We start from the raw sequence: 18,553 nt of genomic DNA, 5'->3' as shown, positions 1-18,553 counted from the left end.
TCAGTTGTGGCTCCCCGTTGCTTTGGCCTGTTTGGCCCCTTCCACCAGCGCCACAAACAGCTCTTCCAGCCGGTTGGCTTTATTGCGCATCGACAGCACCTCTATCCCCTGCTCTGACAGCTGGGCAAAAAGTTGATTGAGGCTGTGCTCTTTGGCGATATCCACCTCGAGGGTGTGATTGTCTATCAGGCGACACTGGATCCCATCCAGAGCTGGCAGCGCGTCGACATCCTGCTTCAGATCCAGGATAAAGGTTTCCATATTCAGCTTGGCCAGCAGCTTCTTCATGCTGGTGCACTCCACCAGTTCCCCTTTGTCGATAATGCCGATATTGCGACACAGCATTTCGGCTTCTTCGAGATAGTGGGTAGTGAGAATAATGGTGACGCCCTGGCGGTTCAGCTCGGTTAAAAAGCTCCACATGGAGCGGCGCAGCTCAATGTCCACCCCGGCCGTGGGCTCATCCAGAATGAGCAGCTTGGGTTCGTGCATCAGGGCGCGGGCAATCATCAAACGGCGTTTCATGCCGCCGGACAACTGACGTGAAGGGCTGTTACGTTTGTCCCACAGATCCAGCGCGCTGAGGTATTTTTCGGCCCGAAGCAAGGCTTCGGGACGGGGCACGCCGTAGTAGCCTGCCTGGTTGACCACAATTTGCAATACGGTTTCAAACTGGTTGAAGTTGAATTCCTGCGGCACCAGACCGATACACAACTTGGCTGCTTCCAGCTGCCTGTCGATATCGTGGCCAAAGACTTCTACCTTACCGCTACTCTTTTGCACCAGCGAACTGATAATGCCTATGGTGGTAGACTTACCGGCGCCATTGGGGCCCAGCAGGGCAAAAAAGTCCCCCTTTGCCACTTCCAGGCTGATGCCCTTAACCGCCTCAACACCACCTTTGTAGGTTTTCTTAAGCCCTTCGATTCTGAGTGCCACCCCAGTTGCAGCCACTGTCATTGCTTCCCCTCGCTGAACCTGAATTTAAAACTCAATTGATTTGATACCTTAAACAAAAGCGGGGGCCACAGCCCCCGACTTCACCCCAGGCCCGCTTATTCCTGCGGGATCACCTTGGCGATATAAGGCAGGTTACGGTACTTCTCGGCATAGTCGATACCGTAGCCAACGATGAACTCGTCTGGAATGGTAAAGCCGACAAAGTCCACATGCACATTTACTTCACGGCGCTCCGGCTTATCCAGCAGGGTGCACAGGGCCAGGCTCTTTGGCTCACGCACCAGCAGCAGTTCGCGCACCTTGGACAGGGTGTTGCCCGAATCAATAAGATCTTCAACGATAAGCACATCACGATCGGCGATATCTGACTGCACGTCTTTGAGGATCTTCACATCGCGGGAACTGGACATGGCATTGCCATAGCTGGAAACGCACATAAAGTCGATTTCCACATGGCCTTTGATACGGCGACACAGGTCAGCCATAAAGACCGCGGATCCCTTGAGCAAGCCTACCATCAGCAGTCGTTCGCTGTTTTCATAGTGGGCGTTGATACGCTCGGCCAGTTCATTGAGTTTCTGGTCAATCTCGGCGGCCGAGATCATCTCTTCGATGGTGTGTTTCATAATACTCTCAATTATCAGAAGCTTGTGTGGCGCCTTCGCCACCATAACCCCAGCGCTTGGTCAGGCTGTGGGCTACGCCCAAATGGTCAAGAATTCGTGCGACCAGGAAGTCTACCAGATCCTGTACCGATTTGGGATGGTGATAAAAGCCCGGCGCAGCAGGCAGAATCACCGCACCAAGCTGAGTCACCTTGAGCATATGTTCCAGGTGAATGGCGTTGAAAGGGGTTTCCCTTGGCACCAGAATCAGCTGGCCGCGCTCCTTGAGCACCACATCGGCGGCGCGCTCCAGCAGATTGTTGCTCATGCCGGTGGCCACCGCTGCCAGGGTACCGGTGGAACAGGGGCAAATGACCATCTGCTTTGGCGCTGCCGAGCCGGAGGCCGGCGGCGAAAACCATTCATCTTTACCCAACACCACCAGCTCACCGGCGTCACAACCGAGAAAGCTGCGGATTTGGGCTTCGGCCTTGGTGCCATCGGCCGACAGCTTAAGGCCCTCTTCGGTGGCAAACACCACCCGGGCGGCACTGGAAATCATTAAAAACACCCGGTAATCGGCTTCAAGCAAGCACTTTAGCAGCTTAAGACCGTAGGGCGCGCCGGAGGCGCCCGTCCAGGCGAGGCTGATGCTGTTTACCTTTGGCATCAGGGGCTGGTGTTCATTCATCTTGATTCACGTCTCTTTAGCAGCTCAGACAGACTCGGCAAATCTGGCGGCAATGGCCGCCTTCAGCTTGCCATGGATCCCCCCGAAGCCGCCGTTGCTCATCACCACCAGCTGGTCACCGCGCTGAACTTTGGCGGTCACCTTGGCGACTATGCTGTCGATATCATAGTCCACATCTACCGGCAGCGGGGCCTGGGCCATGGCATCACGGATATCCCAGCCGATATTGTCGGCCTGATAGAGGAAGGCCTCGTCGGCCAGCGCCATAGACAAGGCCAGGGTGTCCTTGTGAACACCGCGTTTCATGGTGTTTGAGCGGGGCTCGAGCACCACAAAAATACGGGCATTGCCCACCTTGGCCCTGAGCCCCTTGAGAGTGGTTTCAATGGCCGTTGGATGGTGAGCAAAGTCATCGTACAGGCTGACACCGCCTACCTCACCAATCAGCTCCAGCCTGCGTTTGGGCGGCATAAAACCGCTGAGGGCCTCAATAGCCGCCGCAGGGGCGACCCCCACGTGGCGCGCCGCAGCAATGGCCATGACCGCGTTTTCCATGTTGTGGTTGCCGATAAGCTGCCAGTCGAGCACGCCCTGAACTTCGCCGCCAAACAACACTTCAAATTTATGGCCATCGGCTGCCAGCGGCCGCACCGACCAATCGGCGTCCGCCTGATGGCTAAAGGTTTCCTGCTCGCTCCACAGCCCCTTTTCGATAACCTCGGCCACCGCTTTGCTGCCTTTGGGCCAAATCACCTTGCCACAGCCGGGCACGGTGCGGATGACATGGCTAAACTGGCGTTGAATGTCGGCAAGCGAGTCGAAAATATCGGCGTGGTCAAACTCGAGGTTATTGATAACCAGGGTTTTTGGTTGATAGTGAACAAACTTGGAACGCTTATCGAAAAAGGCGCTATCGTACTCGTCGGCCTCAACCACAAAGAAGGGGGAATTCCCCAAACGGGCTGATACGCCGAAGTTTTGTGGTACGCCACCAATCAGGAACCCCGGCTCATAGCCGCAGTGCTCCAATACCCACGCCAACATGCTGGAGGTGGAGGTTTTACCGTGGGTACCGGCCACCGCCAGCACCCAGCGACCGGGCAGTATGTGATCGCGCAGAAATTGTGGCCCGGAGGTGTAGGCCATGCCCTTGTTGAGCACGGCTTCCACGCAGGGATTGCCCCGGCTCATGGCATTGCCAATCACCACCAAATCCGGTTCGCTTTCAAGCTGCACAGGGTCAAAACCCTGAATGAGTTCAATACCCTGCTCTTCGAGCTGAGTGCTCATGGGCGGATACACGTTGGCATCCGATCCTGTGACCTTGTGTCCCATGGCCCGCGCCAGCAGCGCCAGACCACCCATAAAGGTGCCGCAAATCCCGAGAATGTGTACGTGCATAGGCTCCTGCCAATTCAGGTACGGAAACCATACCCAAAAGAATTGAAAAATCAGCGGCTATTGTACCTTCGCCTCCCCCCAAAGGCGAGCTTGGCTCGGTCAGTGGCCTTGACCCTCAGCACAAAAAAATTTCGCCGCCCGGCCCCATGGCAGGGCCTGTCGCGCAAGGCTAGAATGCTCGCCGGTTTGCCACCCAAAGTTCACCCAAGGTGCGTAGCCCCAAGCCCCCAACCCCTATCGGAATCCTTATCCCATGTTGTCTCACTCGTTTCGCCCGTGGGCCACAGCCCTGTTGTGCACACTGTTTTTGCAGGCCTGCGTTGCCCCCATGTTGCTGCTGTCCCCCCAAAGCCAACTGCTGTGGGCACTCATGAAACCCCTGGTGGGGCTCGATCCCAATGAGGTCAACCTGCTGCAGCAGCCCATGATAAAAAGCCGACTTGAGCCCCTCCTTGGCGAGCATTACGGCACTGCCGTGAGCCTGCTCCAAACCGCAGATGAGCTGCAACAGGAAGGACCACTGTTTTATCTGGTATCCCGCTACACGCCTGTGCCCGAGATGGCCGAAAAAGCCGGGTTTGTGTGGAACAGCGATACCAACCAGATGGCAGTAATGCTGATTAAGGGGGATGTGACCCAGGTCTTCGCCGAGCCACTGCAGCAGGCCGTTCAGGGCACATTGGTTTCTCAGATGCCCGTTTGGCCGACCGCCCTGGAACCCTTTGCACAAGGCGCAGGATCACTGAATCAGAGCCTGAGTGACGCAGAAAAGGACGCCGCTAAAGCGATACCAACGGCACTTGCCCCCGTGGCGCCCTCGGCTGCGGTCACTGGACGTCAATAACAAGAAAGGCCCTCTCAGGAGGGCCCTTTTCTGACAACTGCCTTACGCAAGAGTTACACCAAAAAGCGCCCCACATTACCCGACAGCCCTGTACCAATCTGGGCAATTTCGTCGGCCGCCTCCCGGGTACGCCTGACAACACCGATACTCTCTTGAGAAAGCAGATTCAGTGAGCTGATGTTCTGATTGACCTCATCCACCACCTTGCTCTGCTGCTCGGTAGCGGTGGCAATCAGATAAATCAGATCTTTGGTGCGGGACACTGCCTCATCCACCTCTGCCAGGGCTTTGGTAATGCTACCCGAGGCGTCAACCACTGAATCCACCTGACGGGTTCCTGAGTCTATCGCCGACACGGCTTCGCTCACCCCCGACTCGAGCCCGGCAACCATTCGCTGAATATCCTCTGTGGATTGCTGGGTACGACTCGCCAGAGTTCGCACTTCGTCTGCCACCACGGCAAAGCCACGGCCCTGCTCACCGGCCCTGGCCGCTTCGATGGCGGCATTTAGCGCCAGCAGATTGGTCTGCTCGGCAATGCCGCGGATCACATCCAGCACAGTAACGATTTGCTTGGATTCGGAGGCGAGGTTCTGAATCACCTCGCTGGCATGGGACACCACACCGGCCAGTTGCTGTACCCGCTCAACGGATTGGCCCACCACGGCATTGGACTCTTTGATAAGATTATTGGCGTGCTCGGTATCGCTGAGGGCATTTTGCGAGCTTGACGCCACTTCATGCACCGCATGACTCAATTGATGCACCGCCGTGGCGATTTGCTCCAGATTGGCATTTTGTTCGGTGGAGATTTTTTCGCTTTCTTTGGCTGAATGATTCAGTCCGGTCACCCTGGCATCCAGTGAAACCGCATCGCTTTTGATGGTTCCTATCAGTTGTTGCAGCTTCATCATCAGGCCATTGAATGTTCTGGCGAGCAGTGACAACTCGTCACGACCACTGTCATCGAGTCTGCCACGCAGATCCCCTTCCCCATCACTGATGGCGGCTATCATGGTATCGAGCTGTTCCACCCGGGAAGTTACCAGCCTTGGGCCATAAACCACACTCACAATACTGGCCAGTATCACCAAAATAATTATGCCAAACAGCAAGTTGATGCCGCGCTGGCTGGCAATCAGTGCCTCACTGGTGACTTCATCGGCTTTGTTTTTTACCCACTCGCCGGTTTTGTCGTAGTGTCCGCGCAATGCCTTGAACAGTGGCATTACAACCTCGTCGTTATAACTGGCTGCTGCGACCGGGCTTTGGCTGTCGACCATGGTGAACACCTGAGTGGCCGCGTTCAGCCAGGCGTCGTATTCGCGCTGAAACTGGGCTTTGTTGCTCTGCAGCTCAGGGTAATCCTTCAGCAGGCTCAGCACCAACGCCATCCTGTCCAGCGCCTGCTGGGCATTTTCATCAAAATCCTGACGGTATTTATCCCCACCGGACTGCCCCAGCAAGCGGTGCTGCACATAACTTTGGCTGGCTGTGAGCGCCTGATAGAGATCCCGGTCGGCATTCAACCCCGCGTCCACCGCTGACAGAAAGGTCGTTGCCAGCTCCTGCGCATCGGACGATAACCGCTTGGCATTTAGAATACTGACTACGGCAATGGCAACCGTCATGACAACGATGATTATCAAGGGGATAGAAAACTTGGTTCTGATGGTCAACTCGTTGAGACGCATACACTTCTTCCTCTGCTTGCTGCCCCCTGCATCCGGCTAAGCCCCTAAGGCGTCGCCTTCGCGGGGAAGGATGCTTTCTGAAAAATGTAGCACACAGAGATGAAGTCGCCGACGGTTATGACACCAAAACGACAGTCACTACGCTGGCATCAGCTTTCAGGGGACTCAACGGAAAATCAACGCATTCTGTAAGCTGAGTGCGTGACGGACAACGCCGTCATGGCCGGGAGCCATGGGGAAACATTCGGCTCAGTGATTGGTGTTTTTGGTAAAGCTACCAAACAGCGACAGCCCTGAGCTGTAGTAGCGCTGCGGATGGGATGGCACAGTGATGGCAATGACGTTAGCCCCGACAGCAGGCAGCTGATTTCAACGTGATCTCGGCTGTGGCAAAGCGGTCAAAAGATTTCAGCCCCTGAGCGTACGTTCAGTACCTGACGGGGTGAAATCTTGCAGACAATTCCGACACACTCGTCGTCCACGGGAAAACGTCAGCACAGTGATTGGTGTTTATGGCAAAGCCGCCGAGCGGCGACAGACCTGAGCGTAGCAGCGCTACGTGATGGAATGGCGCTGTGACGGCAATACCGCCAAAACGCCAATCACGCAGCTGAAATCAATAGTCAAAGCCAGGTTGGGCTTTTACGCCTGATTCAAACGCATGCTTCACACACTCAATCTCACTCACGGTATCGGCAAGCTCCAGCAGCTGCCGGTGGCAGTTACGCCCGGTAACAATCACGTGTTGATGACGCGGTCGATTTTTCAGGGCAGTTAACACACGCTCCAAATCCAGATAGTGGTAGCTCAGCATATAGGTGAGTTCATCCAGCAGGATAAGGTCCAGACTTTCATCCCTGAGCCAGGTCTCGGCCACGCCCCAGGCTTTTTCGGCGGCCGCGGTATCGGTTTCACGGTTTTGGGTCTCCCAGGTAAAACCTGTGGCCATGACTTCAAAAGGCACGCCCACACGTTCAAGCAGGTTGCGCTCACCGCAGTCCCAACCGCCCTTGATAAACTGTACCACGGCGGTCTTTTTACCGTGGCCAACGGCGCGGGTGACAGTGCCGAAACCGGCAGTACTCTTACCCTTGCCATTGCCTGTGATCACCATGAGCACGCCCCGCTCAATCGTTGCGGCAGCCACCTTGGCATCCACAGCTTCCTTGACCTTTTGCTGCCTTGCCTTGTGGCGCTCAGCCTTGATTTCAGTCATCAAAATATCCTGATAGCGTCATTAAAAGAGAGAATTGAGCCGGGCCATATCCAGATGCTCAGCCAGGGTATCGGCCAGCCGTTCGAGCTGCTGTTCTCTGTGCTCTTCCAGCGAAGTGCCCCGGGCCGCACCGCGATAACCAGCCCAGGCAAGCACGGCATCCAGCGCCGCTGGGGTATCGAAAATGCCGTGAAGATAACAGCCAAAGATGGCGCCGTCGTCGCTGATGCAGCCCCGGTCACTGGCAGGATTACCAGTGTCGTCCACCAAAAATAAGGGCCTGGAAAGCTGGCCAAGCACTGTGGTACGGCCACAGTGAATTTCATAGCCTTTAACCGCTACAGCCTCCTCGCCAAGGCTAAGCTCACCCGAGACATTGGCCAGCACCTTGCTGCCTTCAAGCTCGGTAATCAGGGGCAAGAATTCCAGCGCGTCACTACTGCCGGGCGTATCTTCTACACCGTCGGGATCATCAATTTCTATCCCCAACATCTGATAACCGCCGCAAATGCCCACCAGCTTGCCACCGTATCTCACATGCTTTCGCAGGGCACAGTCAAAGCCTTTTGTCTTGAGGCATTCAAGATCGGCACGCACATTCTTGCTTCCGGGGAGTATCACAAGGTCGGCTCCCTGCAGCGCATCTGGGCTGGCGTGCTGAATATCAAGGTAATCAAAATCCACCCCCGGATGCAGTCGCAGCGGGTCAAAGTCGGTGTGATTGCTGGTACGCGGATACACCAACACCCTCACCCGAAACCGGGCCCCGGAATCGGCACCGGCCTGCTGGTAGGGCACCAAGGCATCTTCGGCGTCCAGCAACAGATTATGTAAATAGGGCACCACACCCAGCACGGGTTTGCCGGTATGGGCCTCAAGCCAATCCAGCCCAGGTTGCAGCAGGTTGATATCACCGCGAAAACGGTTAATCACAAAGCCCTTGATACGCGCCTGCTCAGATTCAGACAAGAGCGCCAGGGTCCCAACCAGCTGGGCAAATACACCGCCCTTGTCGATATCGGCCACCAAAATCACCGGGCAGTCCACCGCTTCGGCAAAGCCCATGTTGGCGATGTCGTTTTCCCGCAGGTTGATTTCGGCAGGGCTGCCGGCGCCCTCCACAAGAAGATAATCGAAAGACTGCTTGAGGCGATTGTAAGATTCCAGCACCGCCTCGATGGCAATGGCCTTGTATCCCTTACCCTCGGGACCGAAAAAAGCCGATGCTTCGAGGGACGTGAGCGCCTTGCCGTGTACGATAACCTGCGCCCGGGTGTCTGAGCCCGGCTTGAGCAATATGGGATTAAAATCGGTATGGGGTTTCAGCCCACAGGCGGCCGCCTGCAACGCCTGAGCGCGGCCTATCTCGCCACCGTCTTCGGTCACTGCACTGTTGAGGGCCATATTCTGCGGTTTGAACGGTGCGACCTTCAGGCCTTGTCTGGCGAGCAGGCGACACAACCCGGCGACCAGCGTGGTTTTACCGGCATCCGAGGCCGTGCCCTGGATCATCAGCGTAGAAAAGCCCATAGGTTATGCTCCCACTTCAGCGTTGACGGCTATGCCTTTCAGCGCCAGTGGCAGCCCGGCCACCACCAGAGTCACCCTGTCTGCGATAGCGGCAATGGCCTGATTGAGCCAACCCGATTCGTCCACAAACTGGCGACTGAGTTCACCCAGGGGCACTATGCCTGAGCCCACTTCGTTACTGACCAGCCACAGCTGGCCACGAAAATCCGCAACGGCTGTCAGCAGCTCATGGCGGGCCTCGGCCATCTTCTGAGGATCTGCCATCAGGTGATTGGTCAGCCATAAAGTCAGGCAGTCTATCAATACCGGGCGCGTCTCCCCGGACAGGGCATTGAGCTGCGAAGCCAAGTCCAGCGGGGCTTCGATAAGTTGCCACTGGCATGATGCCTCTGCCCTGTCTCTTTGATGACGGGCGATACGGGCCGACATCTCATCATCCCCCGCCGTGGCCGTGGCAAGATAAATGCCCTGAAGTGAAGCCCGGGCAATCTGGGTCTCGGCAAAACGACTCTTGCCACTGCGGGCACCACCGAGAACCAGATGGATCATGACTGGCTCCAGAGCAGTAAGAGCACCAGATAGACCACCAGTTCGAGAATCTGCTGACAGGCACCAAGCGTGTCGCCCGTATAGCCGCCGATATGGCGTGACTGCCAACGGGCAAGCAGGCTGCGGGCCACAAAGAGGGTAACGAGTATCACCAGGGTTGCGCCCACACCGGTGAGCAGCAGGCAAATCACCCCGGCGCTGAGCACTAAAAACAGCACTTCATCCCAGTGCATCGACTGAGCCAGCGGCTTGGCTTTGCTCTCTGCATCTTCTCGCACATAGGTATGGTTGAAAATGATACTGGCGGCGAAGGCACGGCTTAAGGTATGCCCCAACACCAGGCCACCGGCAACACTTGAAACTGAATAGAGTGCCAGTTCGCTTAACAGCTGAAACTTCAGCAGCAACGCCAACATCAGCGCCAGTGAACCATAGGAACCGACCCGGCTGTCTTTCATGATTTCGAGCTTACGTTCCCGCTCGAAGGCACCGCCAAATCCGTCTGCGGTATCGGCAAGGCCATCTTCATGGAAACCGCCGGTGAGCAAGACGGTGGCAATCATGGCCAGCACCACGGCCACCGAGGCAGGAAAGATAAACTGGGTCAGGTAAAACACCAGGGCAGCAATCAACCCCACCAGAGTGCCCACCAGGCCAAAGTAACGACTGGCACGGTTTAACCCTTCGCCGCTGTAATCGAGTTTTACCGGCACAGGAATGCGGGTAAAAAAGGTGAGCGCCAACAAAAACAACTCAAGTTCACGCTTAAAGGTCGACATAACTGCTCCCGCCCTAAGGCGTTACATCTGTAATTCCGGCGTCGCTGAAGCTCGCCATCTCACGATAAAAATTGGCCGCTGCCTGCACCAGTGGCAAGGCCAATGCCGCCCCTGTACCTTCACCGAGACGCATATCCAGGCTCAGTAACGGCTCAGCCTCCATATGCGCCAGCATCAGCCCATGGGCACGCTCTGCCGAGCGATGAGCAAAGATAAGATATTCACGGCTTTGGGGGAACATCTTCACCGCTGCGAGTGCGGCCGTGGTGGCAATAAAGCCGTCCACCAACACGGGGATCCCCAGCTCAGCCGCTCCGAGGATGGCGCCGGTCATCTCGACTATTTCAAAGCCGCCCACACAGGCAAGGACAGACTCCGGGCTGGTGAGCATATCCAGGTGCAACAAGAGCGCCTGCTCCACCAGCATCTGCTTGCGCTTAAGTGTGGCCGCGTCCACGCCGGTACCGCGGCCAACACAGTCTTTGGCTTCAAGCCCCATCAAGGCTGCCATCACTGCTGCGGCGCTCGAGGTATTGCCTATTCCCATTTCCCCCAGTCCGATGAGATTGGTGCCTTCGGCGTGGTGCGAGCGCACCCTTTCACGGCCAAAGGCCAAGCCATGCTCAACCTGTCCAAGGGTCATGGCGGCGCGCTTGTGAATGGGGCCCGTGCCTGCGCCGAGGCGACAATCTGTCACGCCCATTTCCCTTGGCGGTGCGCTGAGCATACCGGCGTCGATGATTTCAAGCTGCCAACCGAGCTGGCGGCAAAACACATTGATGGCGGCGCCCCCGGCGGCAAAGTTGGCCACCATCTGGCCGGTTACCTCCGGCGGTGCAATGGATACACCGGCACTGGCAATACCGTGGTCGGCGGCAAATACCAACATGGCAGGCCGGCCAATTTCCGGCGCCTCACCCAAAAGCCTTGCCAGGTGCGCCGCCAGAGGCTCCAGCGCCCCAAGTGCACCTCTTGGCTTGGTTTTATCGTCGATGCACGCCTGGATTTGCTCATCCCGTTCGCGGCTGACGGGAGCTATATCAAACATCCAATATCCTTATTCACTCCTGCGGCCAAAGAGCAGCATCAGGAAAAACACACTGCCAACCACGGCAGTAATCACCCCCACAGGCAACTCCTGCGGCGGCAGTAAACTGCGGGTCATCACATCAACCCACACCATAAAAAGCCCACCCAGCATGGCCACAATCAGCAGCGACTGGCTGCCCGGAAACAGCAATCTGGCGATGTGGGGGATCATCAGTCCCACAAAACCAATGCCGCCACAGCTGGCTACCAGCACGGCGGTCATCAATGAGCACATCAGCAAACTGATAATGCGAAGCTTAGCCACTGAAACGCCCAGGGCGTGGGCGGTTTCATCACCGGCGCTGAGTGCAAAAAGCTGGCGCCTGACCAGCAGCAAAAAGGCCACAAATCCGCCAAACACCAACCAGGGTAACCAGAGCAGATCCCATGCTGCACGGGCAAAGCTGCCCAGACTCCAGAATATCACCGACGCAGTTACCTGGGGGCTTGAAAAATATAGAAGCAAACTGCCAAGGGCGCCGAATAAAAAGGAGGTGGCGACCCCGGAAAGCAGCATTCGCTCAACCTGGCTTTGCAGCCCAAAGCCACTGAGGGTAAGCACCACCAATACCGAGGCACTAGCACCGATAAAGGCCCCCAGCGGCAGACCGATGGCGAGCAGTACCCCATGGGTAATTCCAAGGCTGAGTACCACAATTGCCCCCAGGCTGGCACCGGCACTGATCCCAAAAAGATAAGGGTCTGCCAGCGGATTTCGGGTCACCAGTTGCAGCGCCCAGCCAGACAGCGCCAATCCGGCGCCGCACACAAAGGCCAGGAGTATGCGCGGCAACCTCAGCTCCAGCAGGATACGGCTGTCGAGGTAGGCCACATCGGTGGGACGCTCGCCAATGAGACTATGCAGGTAGACCGACATGGCCTCACGAAAGCTGATATCCACGGCACCAAAAATACTGGCCAGCACAGGCGATAACAGACAGGCCAGAATAAGCGCCAGCACCATCAGCTCCCGGCGACCAAGGGGGGTTAACATGGCTTTTAGGGCGGTCACAGGCTCACCTCTTCTTTTTCTTGGGAGGCGGTGCGGCCGTTATAGCCATAGTAGTAATGGATGAGCGGGCGACCATGCTGGGGATGAGGCTTAACTGTAGTGCACACCCCAAATACCGAAGCAAGCATGGTCTCGGTAAGCACCTCAGCAGGCGAGCCCGAAGCCTCAAGGCGGCCACGGGACATCAGCAGCAGTTCATCGCACAGGGCACTGGCCAGGTTCAGGTCGTGAATGGTGCAAATCACACAGATATCCAGGCGCTTGAGAAGTTCCAGCACTTCGATTTGAAAACGCACATCCAGGTGGCTCGTGGGTTCATCCAGGATAAGAAACTGCGGTTTTTGCACCAGCGCCCGGGCAATGAGCGCCCGCTGTTTTTCACCACCGGACAGCTTGCCAAAGGGTTGGCGGCCGTATCCTTCGAGCCCGACTTCCGCCAGCGCGGCCGCAATATTCACCTTATCGGCGGCGCTGTCGGCAGCAAGCCAGCCCTTGTGGGGGATAAGCCCCATGGCAACCACGGCCTCGGTTGAGAGATCAAACAGCGCAGGCAATTCCTGAGGCACCACGGCAACAGCGCGGGCAAAGCTGCGCCGGGAATAGAGATGAATATCCTGACCATTGAGCAGTATGGTGCCGCTGTCCGGGCGAATAAACCGGTACAGACAACGCAGCAAGGATGACTTTCCGGCACCATTGGGGCCAATCACCCCGTACATGCCGTTTCCGGACAGGGCAAAGCTCACGCCGTCCAGCAGCGGCCGCTCAGCTACCCGCCAGCAGAGGTTGCTGACTTCGATGGCCGGGGTCATGGTGTGACCCCATACAACAAGTGCCCGGGTTCCCACTGGGGAACGGGCATGGCAATGTGGCTCATATCACTCCACCGGGTAACCCGCCCGGACAGGGAAAATAAAAGAGGCACAGGGGCAGGTATCCTGACTCGGGGTATTCCCCCTCACAGTTGCGGGCACAGTCCGGGCTGATACCTTATGGTATGTCCCCGGTTCCCTTTTCATGTCGGGTTGGCTTGGCCCCCGACACCCCTGGCGTGAATGACCGGAGCAATAACTCCGGCCCGCAGATTATCAAACCTTTCACCGACCTGGTAAAGGGCCAAAAGACTTGGTTAAGCGCAATACCCTCAGCCGCCCCAGAGTAAACGCCCCTGCCAGCCGCTGTCGGTCCAATACCAGCGGGTGTGCACCCGGGCGCCGTAATCCAGCTCCAGCGCCCGATAAAAACCCGCTGCCCGCTCTGCCCCCAAAATAGCGGCCATCAAGGAGCGGATAACGCCGCCATGGGTCACCACCCACAGCGGACTGGCATCATTAAGCGGCGCCTGTGCCAGCAGCCCTTGCAGGGCATCGGCCACCCTGGCCTCAAAGGCAAGCATGGGTTCGCCGCCCTCGGGCGTTATCGCCCAGGGGTCTTGCCACCAGGCTTCCATGGGAGCCGTCTGCCAGAGCTGTGCTATGGGCTGACCATCCCAGACACCAAAATCCATTTCGGTCAGTTGCGGCTCGATAAGTATGTCTGGTGGATTAGCCTCGGGATGGGCGGCCTGTATTTCTGTCCGCAAGGCTTGTGCAAGCCGCGCGCAGCGCTGCAAGGGCGATGAGATGATTCTGGCAGGTACCGCCATGTCACGGGCCTTATTGGCAATGGCGCTGAGGGCACTTTCACTGGGCAGGGCATCGCTTCGGCCCCGCAGCACGGCGCCATCTTCACACTGACCATGGCGCCAGAAAATAATGTCCCGGGACGGCATCTCCACATGGCTGTTGTCGTCACGTGCATCACCGTGAACTTTGGCGTTGTCCTTTTCCGCAGCTACCACAGCATCCGTATCTTGCCTGTGCATCTTGCTCCACCCCGAGTTTACATCTGCGTCCTGTAGCGGCCTCTTTCTGGCCATACCCCGACCGAGTACTGGCATCAGCGCCTCGCTTGTACCTGAGCCACTCACTTGTCACTGAACCGCTCGCTTGCCCCGAAAGCCAAGTTTCGCGTATTATGGACGTCTATACGTATAAATGTCCAAATCAAATTAAGCGGGCGCCGTTCCGGTTTTACCTTTCCAGCGGCATCAACCCGGCTTAGGCTACACAGGACAGTCACTTTTTGTACTTTGCAGGTGTTTTTATGGCAACTCCAGTGTTATCCCAGGCGACCAAGGCGCTTGCCCAGAGCCGTCAACAGCGACTGAACGAGGATCTCTCCACCCGCATTCTTATCCTCGACGGCGCCATGGGAACCATGATCCAGGGCCACAAACTGGAGGAAGAACACTACCGCGGCAGCCGCTTTGCCGACTGGCACTGCGACGTTAAAGGCAATAACGACCTCCTGGTACTCACCCAGCCAGAGATAATCAAGGGCATCCACCGCGAGTATCTGCTGGCCGGTGCCGATATCATCGAAACCAACACCTTTAACGCCACCACTGTGGCCATGGCCGACTACGACATGCAGTCGCTCTCGGCCGAGATAAACCTTGTTGGTGCCCGCATCGCCCGTGAAGTGGCCGATGAAGTGGAGGCCCAAACCGGCATCCCCCGCTATGTGGCCGGGGTACTTGGCCCCACCAACCGCACCTGCTCCATCAGCCCGGATGTGAATGACCCGGGCTACCGCAATATCCACTTCGATGATCTGGTAACCGCCTACCGCGAGTCCACCGCAGCCCTGATTGAAGGCGGCGCCGATATCATCATGGTGGAAACCATTTTCGATACCCTGAACGCCAAGGCGGCGCTGTTTGCCATCGAATCCATCTTCGATGAGGTTGGTCTGCGCCTGCCGGTGATGATTTCCGGCACCATTACCGATGCCTCCGGCCGCACCCTGACCGGCCAGACCACCGAAGCCTTTTACAATTCGCTGCGCCATATCAAGCCCATCAGCATGGGCCTTAACTGTGCCCTGGGGCCAAAAGAACTGCGCCCCTACGTGGAAGAACTCTCGCGCATCAGCGAATGCTATGTGTCGGCCCACCCCAACGCCGGTCTGCCGAACGAGTTCGGTGGCTACGATGAAACGCCAAAAGAAATGGCCGACATCATAGTGCAGTGGGCCATCGAAGGCATGCTCAACATAGTCGGCGGCTGCTGCGGCACCACCCCGGACCATATCCGGGTTATCCGCGAAGCCGTTGAAAAGCACGCGCCGCGCAAGCTGCCTGAGCTGCCGGTGGCCTGCCGTCTGGCTGGGCTTGAACCGCTCACCATCAGTGCCGACAGTCTCTTTGTAAACGTGGGTGAGCGCACCAACGTCACTGGCTCAGCCAAATTCCTGAAGCTGATTAAAGAAGGCCAATACGAGACCGCGCTGGATGTGGCCCGGGATCAGGTGGAAAACGGCGCCCAAATCATCGACATCAACATGGATGAGGGCATGCTGGACGGCGAAGAGGTGATGACCACCTTTTTGAATCTGGTCGCCTCCGAGCCTGAAATCAGCAAGGTGCCCATCATGATTGACTCCTCCAAGTGGGAAGTCATCGAGGCAGGCCTTAAGTGCGTGCAGGGCAAGTGCATCGTTAACTCCATCTCCCTCAAAGAAGGTGAAGCCAAGTTTATCGAGCAGGCCACCCTTGTGAAGCGCTACGGCGCCGCCGCCATCATCATGGCCTTCGATGAAACCGGCCAGGCCGACACCCGCGCCCGTAAAATTGAAATCTGTACCCGCGCCTACCGCATTCTGGTCGATAAAGTCGGCTTCCCGCCGGAAGACATTATCTTCGACCCCAACATTTTTGCCGTGGCTACCGGCATCGAAGAGCACGACAACTACGCGGTGGACTTTATCGAGGCGGTGCGCGACATCAAGGCCACCCTGCCCCATGCGATGATTTCCGGCGGCGTGTCCAACGTGTCCTTCTCGTTCCGTGGCAACAACCCGGTGCGCGAGGCCATCCACGCCGTGTTCCTCTACCATGCCATCAAAGAAGGCATGGACATGGGCATTGTGAATGCGGGGCAACTGGCGATTTACGATGACATTCCGGCCGAGCTTAAAGAGCGGGTCGAGGCCGTGGTGCTTAACCTGCCCTGCCCGGTGGAAGACTCTACCAACACAGAGCAACTGCTTGAGATTGCTGAAAAGTATCGCGGCGGAGGTGGCAGCGGCGCCGGTAAAAAAGAAGATTTGCAGTGGCGCAGCCTGCCGGTGAACAAGCGCCTTGAGCATGCGCTGGTAAAAGGCATTACCGAATTTATCGACGCCGACACCGAAGAGGCCCGTCAGCAGGCCACCCGTCCGCTGGATGTGATTGAAGGCCCGCTGATGGACGGCATGAACGTGGTGGGCGATCTCTTTGGCGAGGGCAAGATGTTCCTGCCCCAGGTGGTTAAATCCGCCCGGGTGATGAAAAAGGCCGTGGCCTACTTAAACCCCTTTATCGAGGCCGAAAAGGTCGCCGGCCAGAGCAACGGCAAGGTGCTGATGGTCACGGTAAAAGGCGACGTGCACGACATCGGCAAAAACATTGTTGGCGTGGTGCTCGCCTGTAACGGCTATGAGGTGATTGACCTGGGCGTTATGGTGCCGGTGGAGAAAATCGTCGAAGTCGCCAAAAAAGAGCAGGTCGACATTATCGGCATGTCGGGGCTCATTACCCCAAGCCTCGATGAAATGGTGCATAACGTCAAAACCTTCGAGCGTGAAGGCCTGACCTTGCCCGCCATTATCGGCGGCGCCACCTGCTCGAAAATCCATACCGCGGTCAAGATTGCGCCCCACTACCCCCACGGCGCGATTTATATTCCCGATGCGTCCCGCGCCGTGCCCATGGTGAGCAAGCTTATCAACGAAGAGACCCGCGCCGCTACCATCAAGGCCACCTACGATGAATACGATGTGATGCGCGAAAAACGCCTGTCACAGGCCAAGCGCAAAGAGATAATCTCCATCGAGGCGGCGCGTGAAAACCGCTGCCAGCTCGACTGGGCCAACTACCAGCCCAAGGTGCCGAATAAGCTGGGTATTCAGGTGTTTGAAGACTACCCGCTGGATGATTTGGTCGATCGCATCGACTGGACACCGTTTTTCCGCGCCTGGGAACTGCACGGCCACTTCCCGCGCATTCTCGAAGACGAAGTGGTAGGCGAAGAAGCCCGTAAACTCTTTGCCGATGCCAAGGCCATGCTGCAAACCATCATCGATGAAAAGTGGCTCACCGCCAAAGGCGTGATTGGCCTGTTCCCGGCCAATACCGTAAACCATGACGATATCGAGCTTTACACTGACGAGAGCCGCTCCCAAGTACTGATGACCACCCATCATTTGCGGATGCAAATCGAGCGGGTGGGCAACGATAACTTCTGTCTGTCGGACTTTGTTGCCCCCAAAGACAGTGGTGTGGTCGACTACACAGGCGGCTTTGCGGTGTGCGCAGGCCACGGCATCGATGAGCATCTGGCACGCTTCGAAGCCAACCACGACGACTACAACGCCATCATGCTCAAGGTACTGGCCGACCGTCTGGCCGAGGCCTTCGCCGAGCGCATGCATGAGCGGGTACGTAAAGAGTTCTGGGGTTACGCAAGCGATGAAAACCTCGACAACGAGGCGCTTATCCGCGAGAAATACCGCGGCATCCGCCCCGCCCCCGGCTACCCCGCCTGCCCGGATCACACCGAGAAGGGGCTCTTGTGGGATTTGCTCAAGCCCAACGAGTGCATTGACCTTAATATCACCGAAAGCTTTGCCATGTACCCCACAGCGGCCGTCAGCGGCTGGTACTTCGCCCACCCCGAGGCACGCTACTTTGGCGTGACTAATATCGGCAGGGATCAGGTGGAAGACTACGCCCGTCGTAAGGGGATGACGGTTGCTGAAACGGAGAAGTGGCTGGCACCGATTTTGGATTACGATCCTGAGTAATCAGGGGAAGCCATACGCCCACCCGGTGTCAGGTCGGTCTGAGGCCGACGGTCACGATTGGGAATGGCCAGAGCTTGGTGCTAATTTAAGACACCGTATTCTGTATGTCCTGACTCTTTTGTCTGGGCAAGCGAGAACGATGGTGGATGACTCAGGAAAGTGCTTCAACGAACAGTGGCCAAACATGGCCCTGAAATACAAAACGCCGGATGAAATTCATCAGGCGTTTTTATCTTAAAAAAAGTGGCAACCTATTTTAGGGCCGAACATCTTTATAAACGTTATCGAATCCAACTA

Annotated in this window: 15 protein-coding genes and 1 riboswitch; of the genes, 2 read left to right on the top strand and 13 right to left on the bottom strand. The window is 57.1% G+C overall.

Annotation, left to right across the window (positions count from 1 at the left end):
* From SAMA_RS04055 to mpl, 4 genes are all read right to left on the bottom strand, one after another.
* Nucleotides 1-960, bottom strand: coding sequence for an ABC transporter ATP-binding protein (locus SAMA_RS04055; protein WP_011758889.1), 960 nt, complete (start codon nucleotides 958-960; stop codon nucleotides 1-3).
* Between the two features lie 95 nt (nucleotides 961-1,055).
* Nucleotides 1,056-1,586, bottom strand: a complete 531-nt coding sequence (hpt, locus tag SAMA_RS04050; protein ID WP_011758888.1) for a hypoxanthine phosphoribosyltransferase — start codon at nucleotides 1,584-1,586, stop codon at nucleotides 1,056-1,058.
* 7 nt (nucleotides 1,587-1,593) lie between these two features.
* Nucleotides 1,594-2,235 carry a flavin prenyltransferase UbiX gene (locus SAMA_RS04045; protein WP_011758887.1) on the bottom strand — a complete coding sequence of 214 codons (642 nt, stop codon included), beginning with the start codon at nucleotides 2,233-2,235 and terminating at the stop codon, nucleotides 1,594-1,596.
* Nucleotides 2,236-2,280: 45 nt separating this feature from the next.
* On the bottom strand, nucleotides 2,281-3,657 hold the full coding sequence (gene mpl / locus SAMA_RS04040; RefSeq protein WP_011758886.1) for a UDP-N-acetylmuramate:L-alanyl-gamma-D-glutamyl-meso-diaminopimelate ligase: 1,377 nt from the start codon (nucleotides 3,655-3,657) through the stop codon (nucleotides 2,281-2,283).
* A 253-nt stretch (nucleotides 3,658-3,910) separates the two neighbouring features.
* On the opposite strand from mpl, the gene SAMA_RS19740 reads away from it, so the two are divergent.
* Nucleotides 3,911-4,501 carry a hypothetical protein gene (locus tag SAMA_RS19740; protein ID WP_011758885.1) on the top strand — a complete coding sequence of 197 codons (591 nt, stop codon included), beginning with the start codon at nucleotides 3,911-3,913 and terminating at the stop codon, nucleotides 4,499-4,501.
* A 53-nt stretch (nucleotides 4,502-4,554) separates the two neighbouring features.
* Here the strand turns inward: SAMA_RS19740 and SAMA_RS04030 are convergent, their stop codons facing one another.
* From SAMA_RS04030 to SAMA_RS03990, 9 genes are all read right to left on the bottom strand, one after another.
* The gene (locus SAMA_RS04030) at nucleotides 4,555-6,195 is read right to left on the bottom strand and encodes a methyl-accepting chemotaxis protein (RefSeq protein ID WP_011758884.1); all 1,641 of its coding nucleotides are present in this window, start codon (nucleotides 6,193-6,195) and stop codon (nucleotides 4,555-4,557) included.
* A 616-nt stretch (nucleotides 6,196-6,811) separates the two neighbouring features.
* Nucleotides 6,812-7,411 (bottom strand): cob(I)yrinic acid a,c-diamide adenosyltransferase, encoded by a 600-nt coding sequence (gene cobO, locus SAMA_RS04025; protein ID WP_011758883.1) that lies wholly within the window; start codon nucleotides 7,409-7,411, stop codon nucleotides 6,812-6,814.
* Nucleotides 7,412-7,432: 21 nt separating this feature from the next.
* The gene (locus SAMA_RS04020; protein WP_011758882.1) at nucleotides 7,433-8,941 is read right to left on the bottom strand and encodes a cobyric acid synthase; all 1,509 of its coding nucleotides are present in this window, start codon (nucleotides 8,939-8,941) and stop codon (nucleotides 7,433-7,435) included.
* 3 nt (nucleotides 8,942-8,944) lie between these two features.
* Complete coding sequence (gene cobU / locus SAMA_RS04015) at nucleotides 8,945-9,490, bottom strand: bifunctional adenosylcobinamide kinase/adenosylcobinamide-phosphate guanylyltransferase (protein ID WP_011758881.1); 546 nt, start codon at nucleotides 9,488-9,490, stop codon at nucleotides 8,945-8,947.
* Nucleotides 9,487-10,269 (bottom strand): adenosylcobinamide-GDP ribazoletransferase, encoded by a 783-nt coding sequence (locus tag SAMA_RS04010; protein ID WP_011758880.1) that lies wholly within the window; start codon nucleotides 10,267-10,269, stop codon nucleotides 9,487-9,489. Before SAMA_RS04010 ends, cobU begins: the two co-directional genes overlap by 4 nt.
* 13 nt (nucleotides 10,270-10,282) lie before the next feature.
* Nucleotides 10,283-11,317 (bottom strand): nicotinate-nucleotide--dimethylbenzimidazole phosphoribosyltransferase, encoded by a 1,035-nt coding sequence (cobT, locus tag SAMA_RS04005; protein ID WP_011758879.1) that lies wholly within the window; start codon nucleotides 11,315-11,317, stop codon nucleotides 10,283-10,285.
* Nucleotides 11,318-11,326: 9 nt separating this feature from the next.
* The gene (locus tag SAMA_RS04000; RefSeq protein WP_041410111.1) at nucleotides 11,327-12,352 is read right to left on the bottom strand and encodes a FecCD family ABC transporter permease; all 1,026 of its coding nucleotides are present in this window, start codon (nucleotides 12,350-12,352) and stop codon (nucleotides 11,327-11,329) included.
* Between the two features lie 14 nt (nucleotides 12,353-12,366).
* The gene (locus tag SAMA_RS03995; protein ID WP_011758877.1) at nucleotides 12,367-13,182 is read right to left on the bottom strand and encodes an ABC transporter ATP-binding protein; all 816 of its coding nucleotides are present in this window, start codon (nucleotides 13,180-13,182) and stop codon (nucleotides 12,367-12,369) included.
* A gap of 99 nt (nucleotides 13,183-13,281) precedes the next feature.
* Nucleotides 13,282-13,433: riboswitch (cobalamin riboswitch) on the bottom strand.
* Between the two features lie 81 nt (nucleotides 13,434-13,514).
* A complete protein-coding gene (locus SAMA_RS03990) occupies nucleotides 13,515-14,234 on the bottom strand; it encodes a histidine phosphatase family protein (protein ID WP_049757801.1) in 720 nt (239 codons plus the stop codon).
* A gap of 281 nt (nucleotides 14,235-14,515) precedes the next feature.
* Between SAMA_RS03990 and metH the strand changes: the two genes are divergently transcribed.
* The gene (gene metH, locus SAMA_RS03985) at nucleotides 14,516-18,256 is read left to right on the top strand and encodes a methionine synthase (RefSeq protein ID WP_011758875.1); all 3,741 of its coding nucleotides are present in this window, start codon (nucleotides 14,516-14,518) and stop codon (nucleotides 18,254-18,256) included.
* Nucleotides 18,257-18,553: the final 297 nt, after the last annotated feature.

Source organism: Shewanella amazonensis SB2B, from assembly GCF_000015245.1.
GTDB lineage: Bacteria > Pseudomonadota > Gammaproteobacteria > Enterobacterales > Shewanellaceae > Shewanella > Shewanella amazonensis.
The sequence above is the reverse complement of the archived record's forward strand: the minus strand, read 5'-3'. Positions and strand labels throughout refer to the sequence as shown.

Bases quoted from the DNA above. Each gene is read 5' to 3' on its own strand.
- SAMA_RS04055 (WP_011758889.1), bottom strand. From the start codon at position 960: ATGACAGTGGCTGCAACTGGGGTGGCACTCAGAATCGAAGGGCTTAAG.
- hpt (WP_011758888.1), bottom strand. From the start codon at position 1,586: ATGAAACACACCATCGAAGAGATGATCTCGGCCGCCGAGATTGACCAG.
- SAMA_RS04045 (WP_011758887.1), bottom strand. From the start codon at position 2,235: ATGCCAAAGGTAAACAGCATCAGCCTCGCCTGGACGGGCGCCTCCGGC.
- mpl (WP_011758886.1), bottom strand. From the start codon at position 3,657: ATGCACGTACACATTCTCGGGATTTGCGGCACCTTTATGGGTGGTCTG.
- SAMA_RS19740 (WP_011758885.1), top strand. From the start codon at position 3,911: ATGTTGTCTCACTCGTTTCGCCCGTGGGCCACAGCCCTGTTGTGCACA.
- SAMA_RS04030 (WP_011758884.1), bottom strand. From the start codon at position 6,195: ATGCGTCTCAACGAGTTGACCATCAGAACCAAGTTTTCTATCCCCTTG.
- cobO (WP_011758883.1), bottom strand. From the start codon at position 7,411: ATGACTGAAATCAAGGCTGAGCGCCACAAGGCAAGGCAGCAAAAGGTC.
- SAMA_RS04020 (WP_011758882.1), bottom strand. From the start codon at position 8,941: ATGGGCTTTTCTACGCTGATGATCCAGGGCACGGCCTCGGATGCCGGT.
- cobU (WP_011758881.1), bottom strand. From the start codon at position 9,490: ATGATCCATCTGGTTCTCGGTGGTGCCCGCAGTGGCAAGAGTCGTTTT.
- SAMA_RS04010 (WP_011758880.1), bottom strand. From the start codon at position 10,269: ATGTCGACCTTTAAGCGTGAACTTGAGTTGTTTTTGTTGGCGCTCACC.
- cobT (WP_011758879.1), bottom strand. From the start codon at position 11,317: ATGTTTGATATAGCTCCCGTCAGCCGCGAACGGGATGAGCAAATCCAG.
- SAMA_RS04000 (WP_041410111.1), bottom strand. From the start codon at position 12,352: ATGTTAACCCCCCTTGGTCGCCGGGAGCTGATGGTGCTGGCGCTTATT.
- SAMA_RS03995 (WP_011758877.1), bottom strand. From the start codon at position 13,182: ATGACCCCGGCCATCGAAGTCAGCAACCTCTGCTGGCGGGTAGCTGAG.
- SAMA_RS03990 (WP_049757801.1), bottom strand. From the start codon at position 14,234: ATGCACAGGCAAGATACGGATGCTGTGGTAGCTGCGGAAAAGGACAAC.
- metH (WP_011758875.1), top strand. From the start codon at position 14,516: ATGGCAACTCCAGTGTTATCCCAGGCGACCAAGGCGCTTGCCCAGAGC.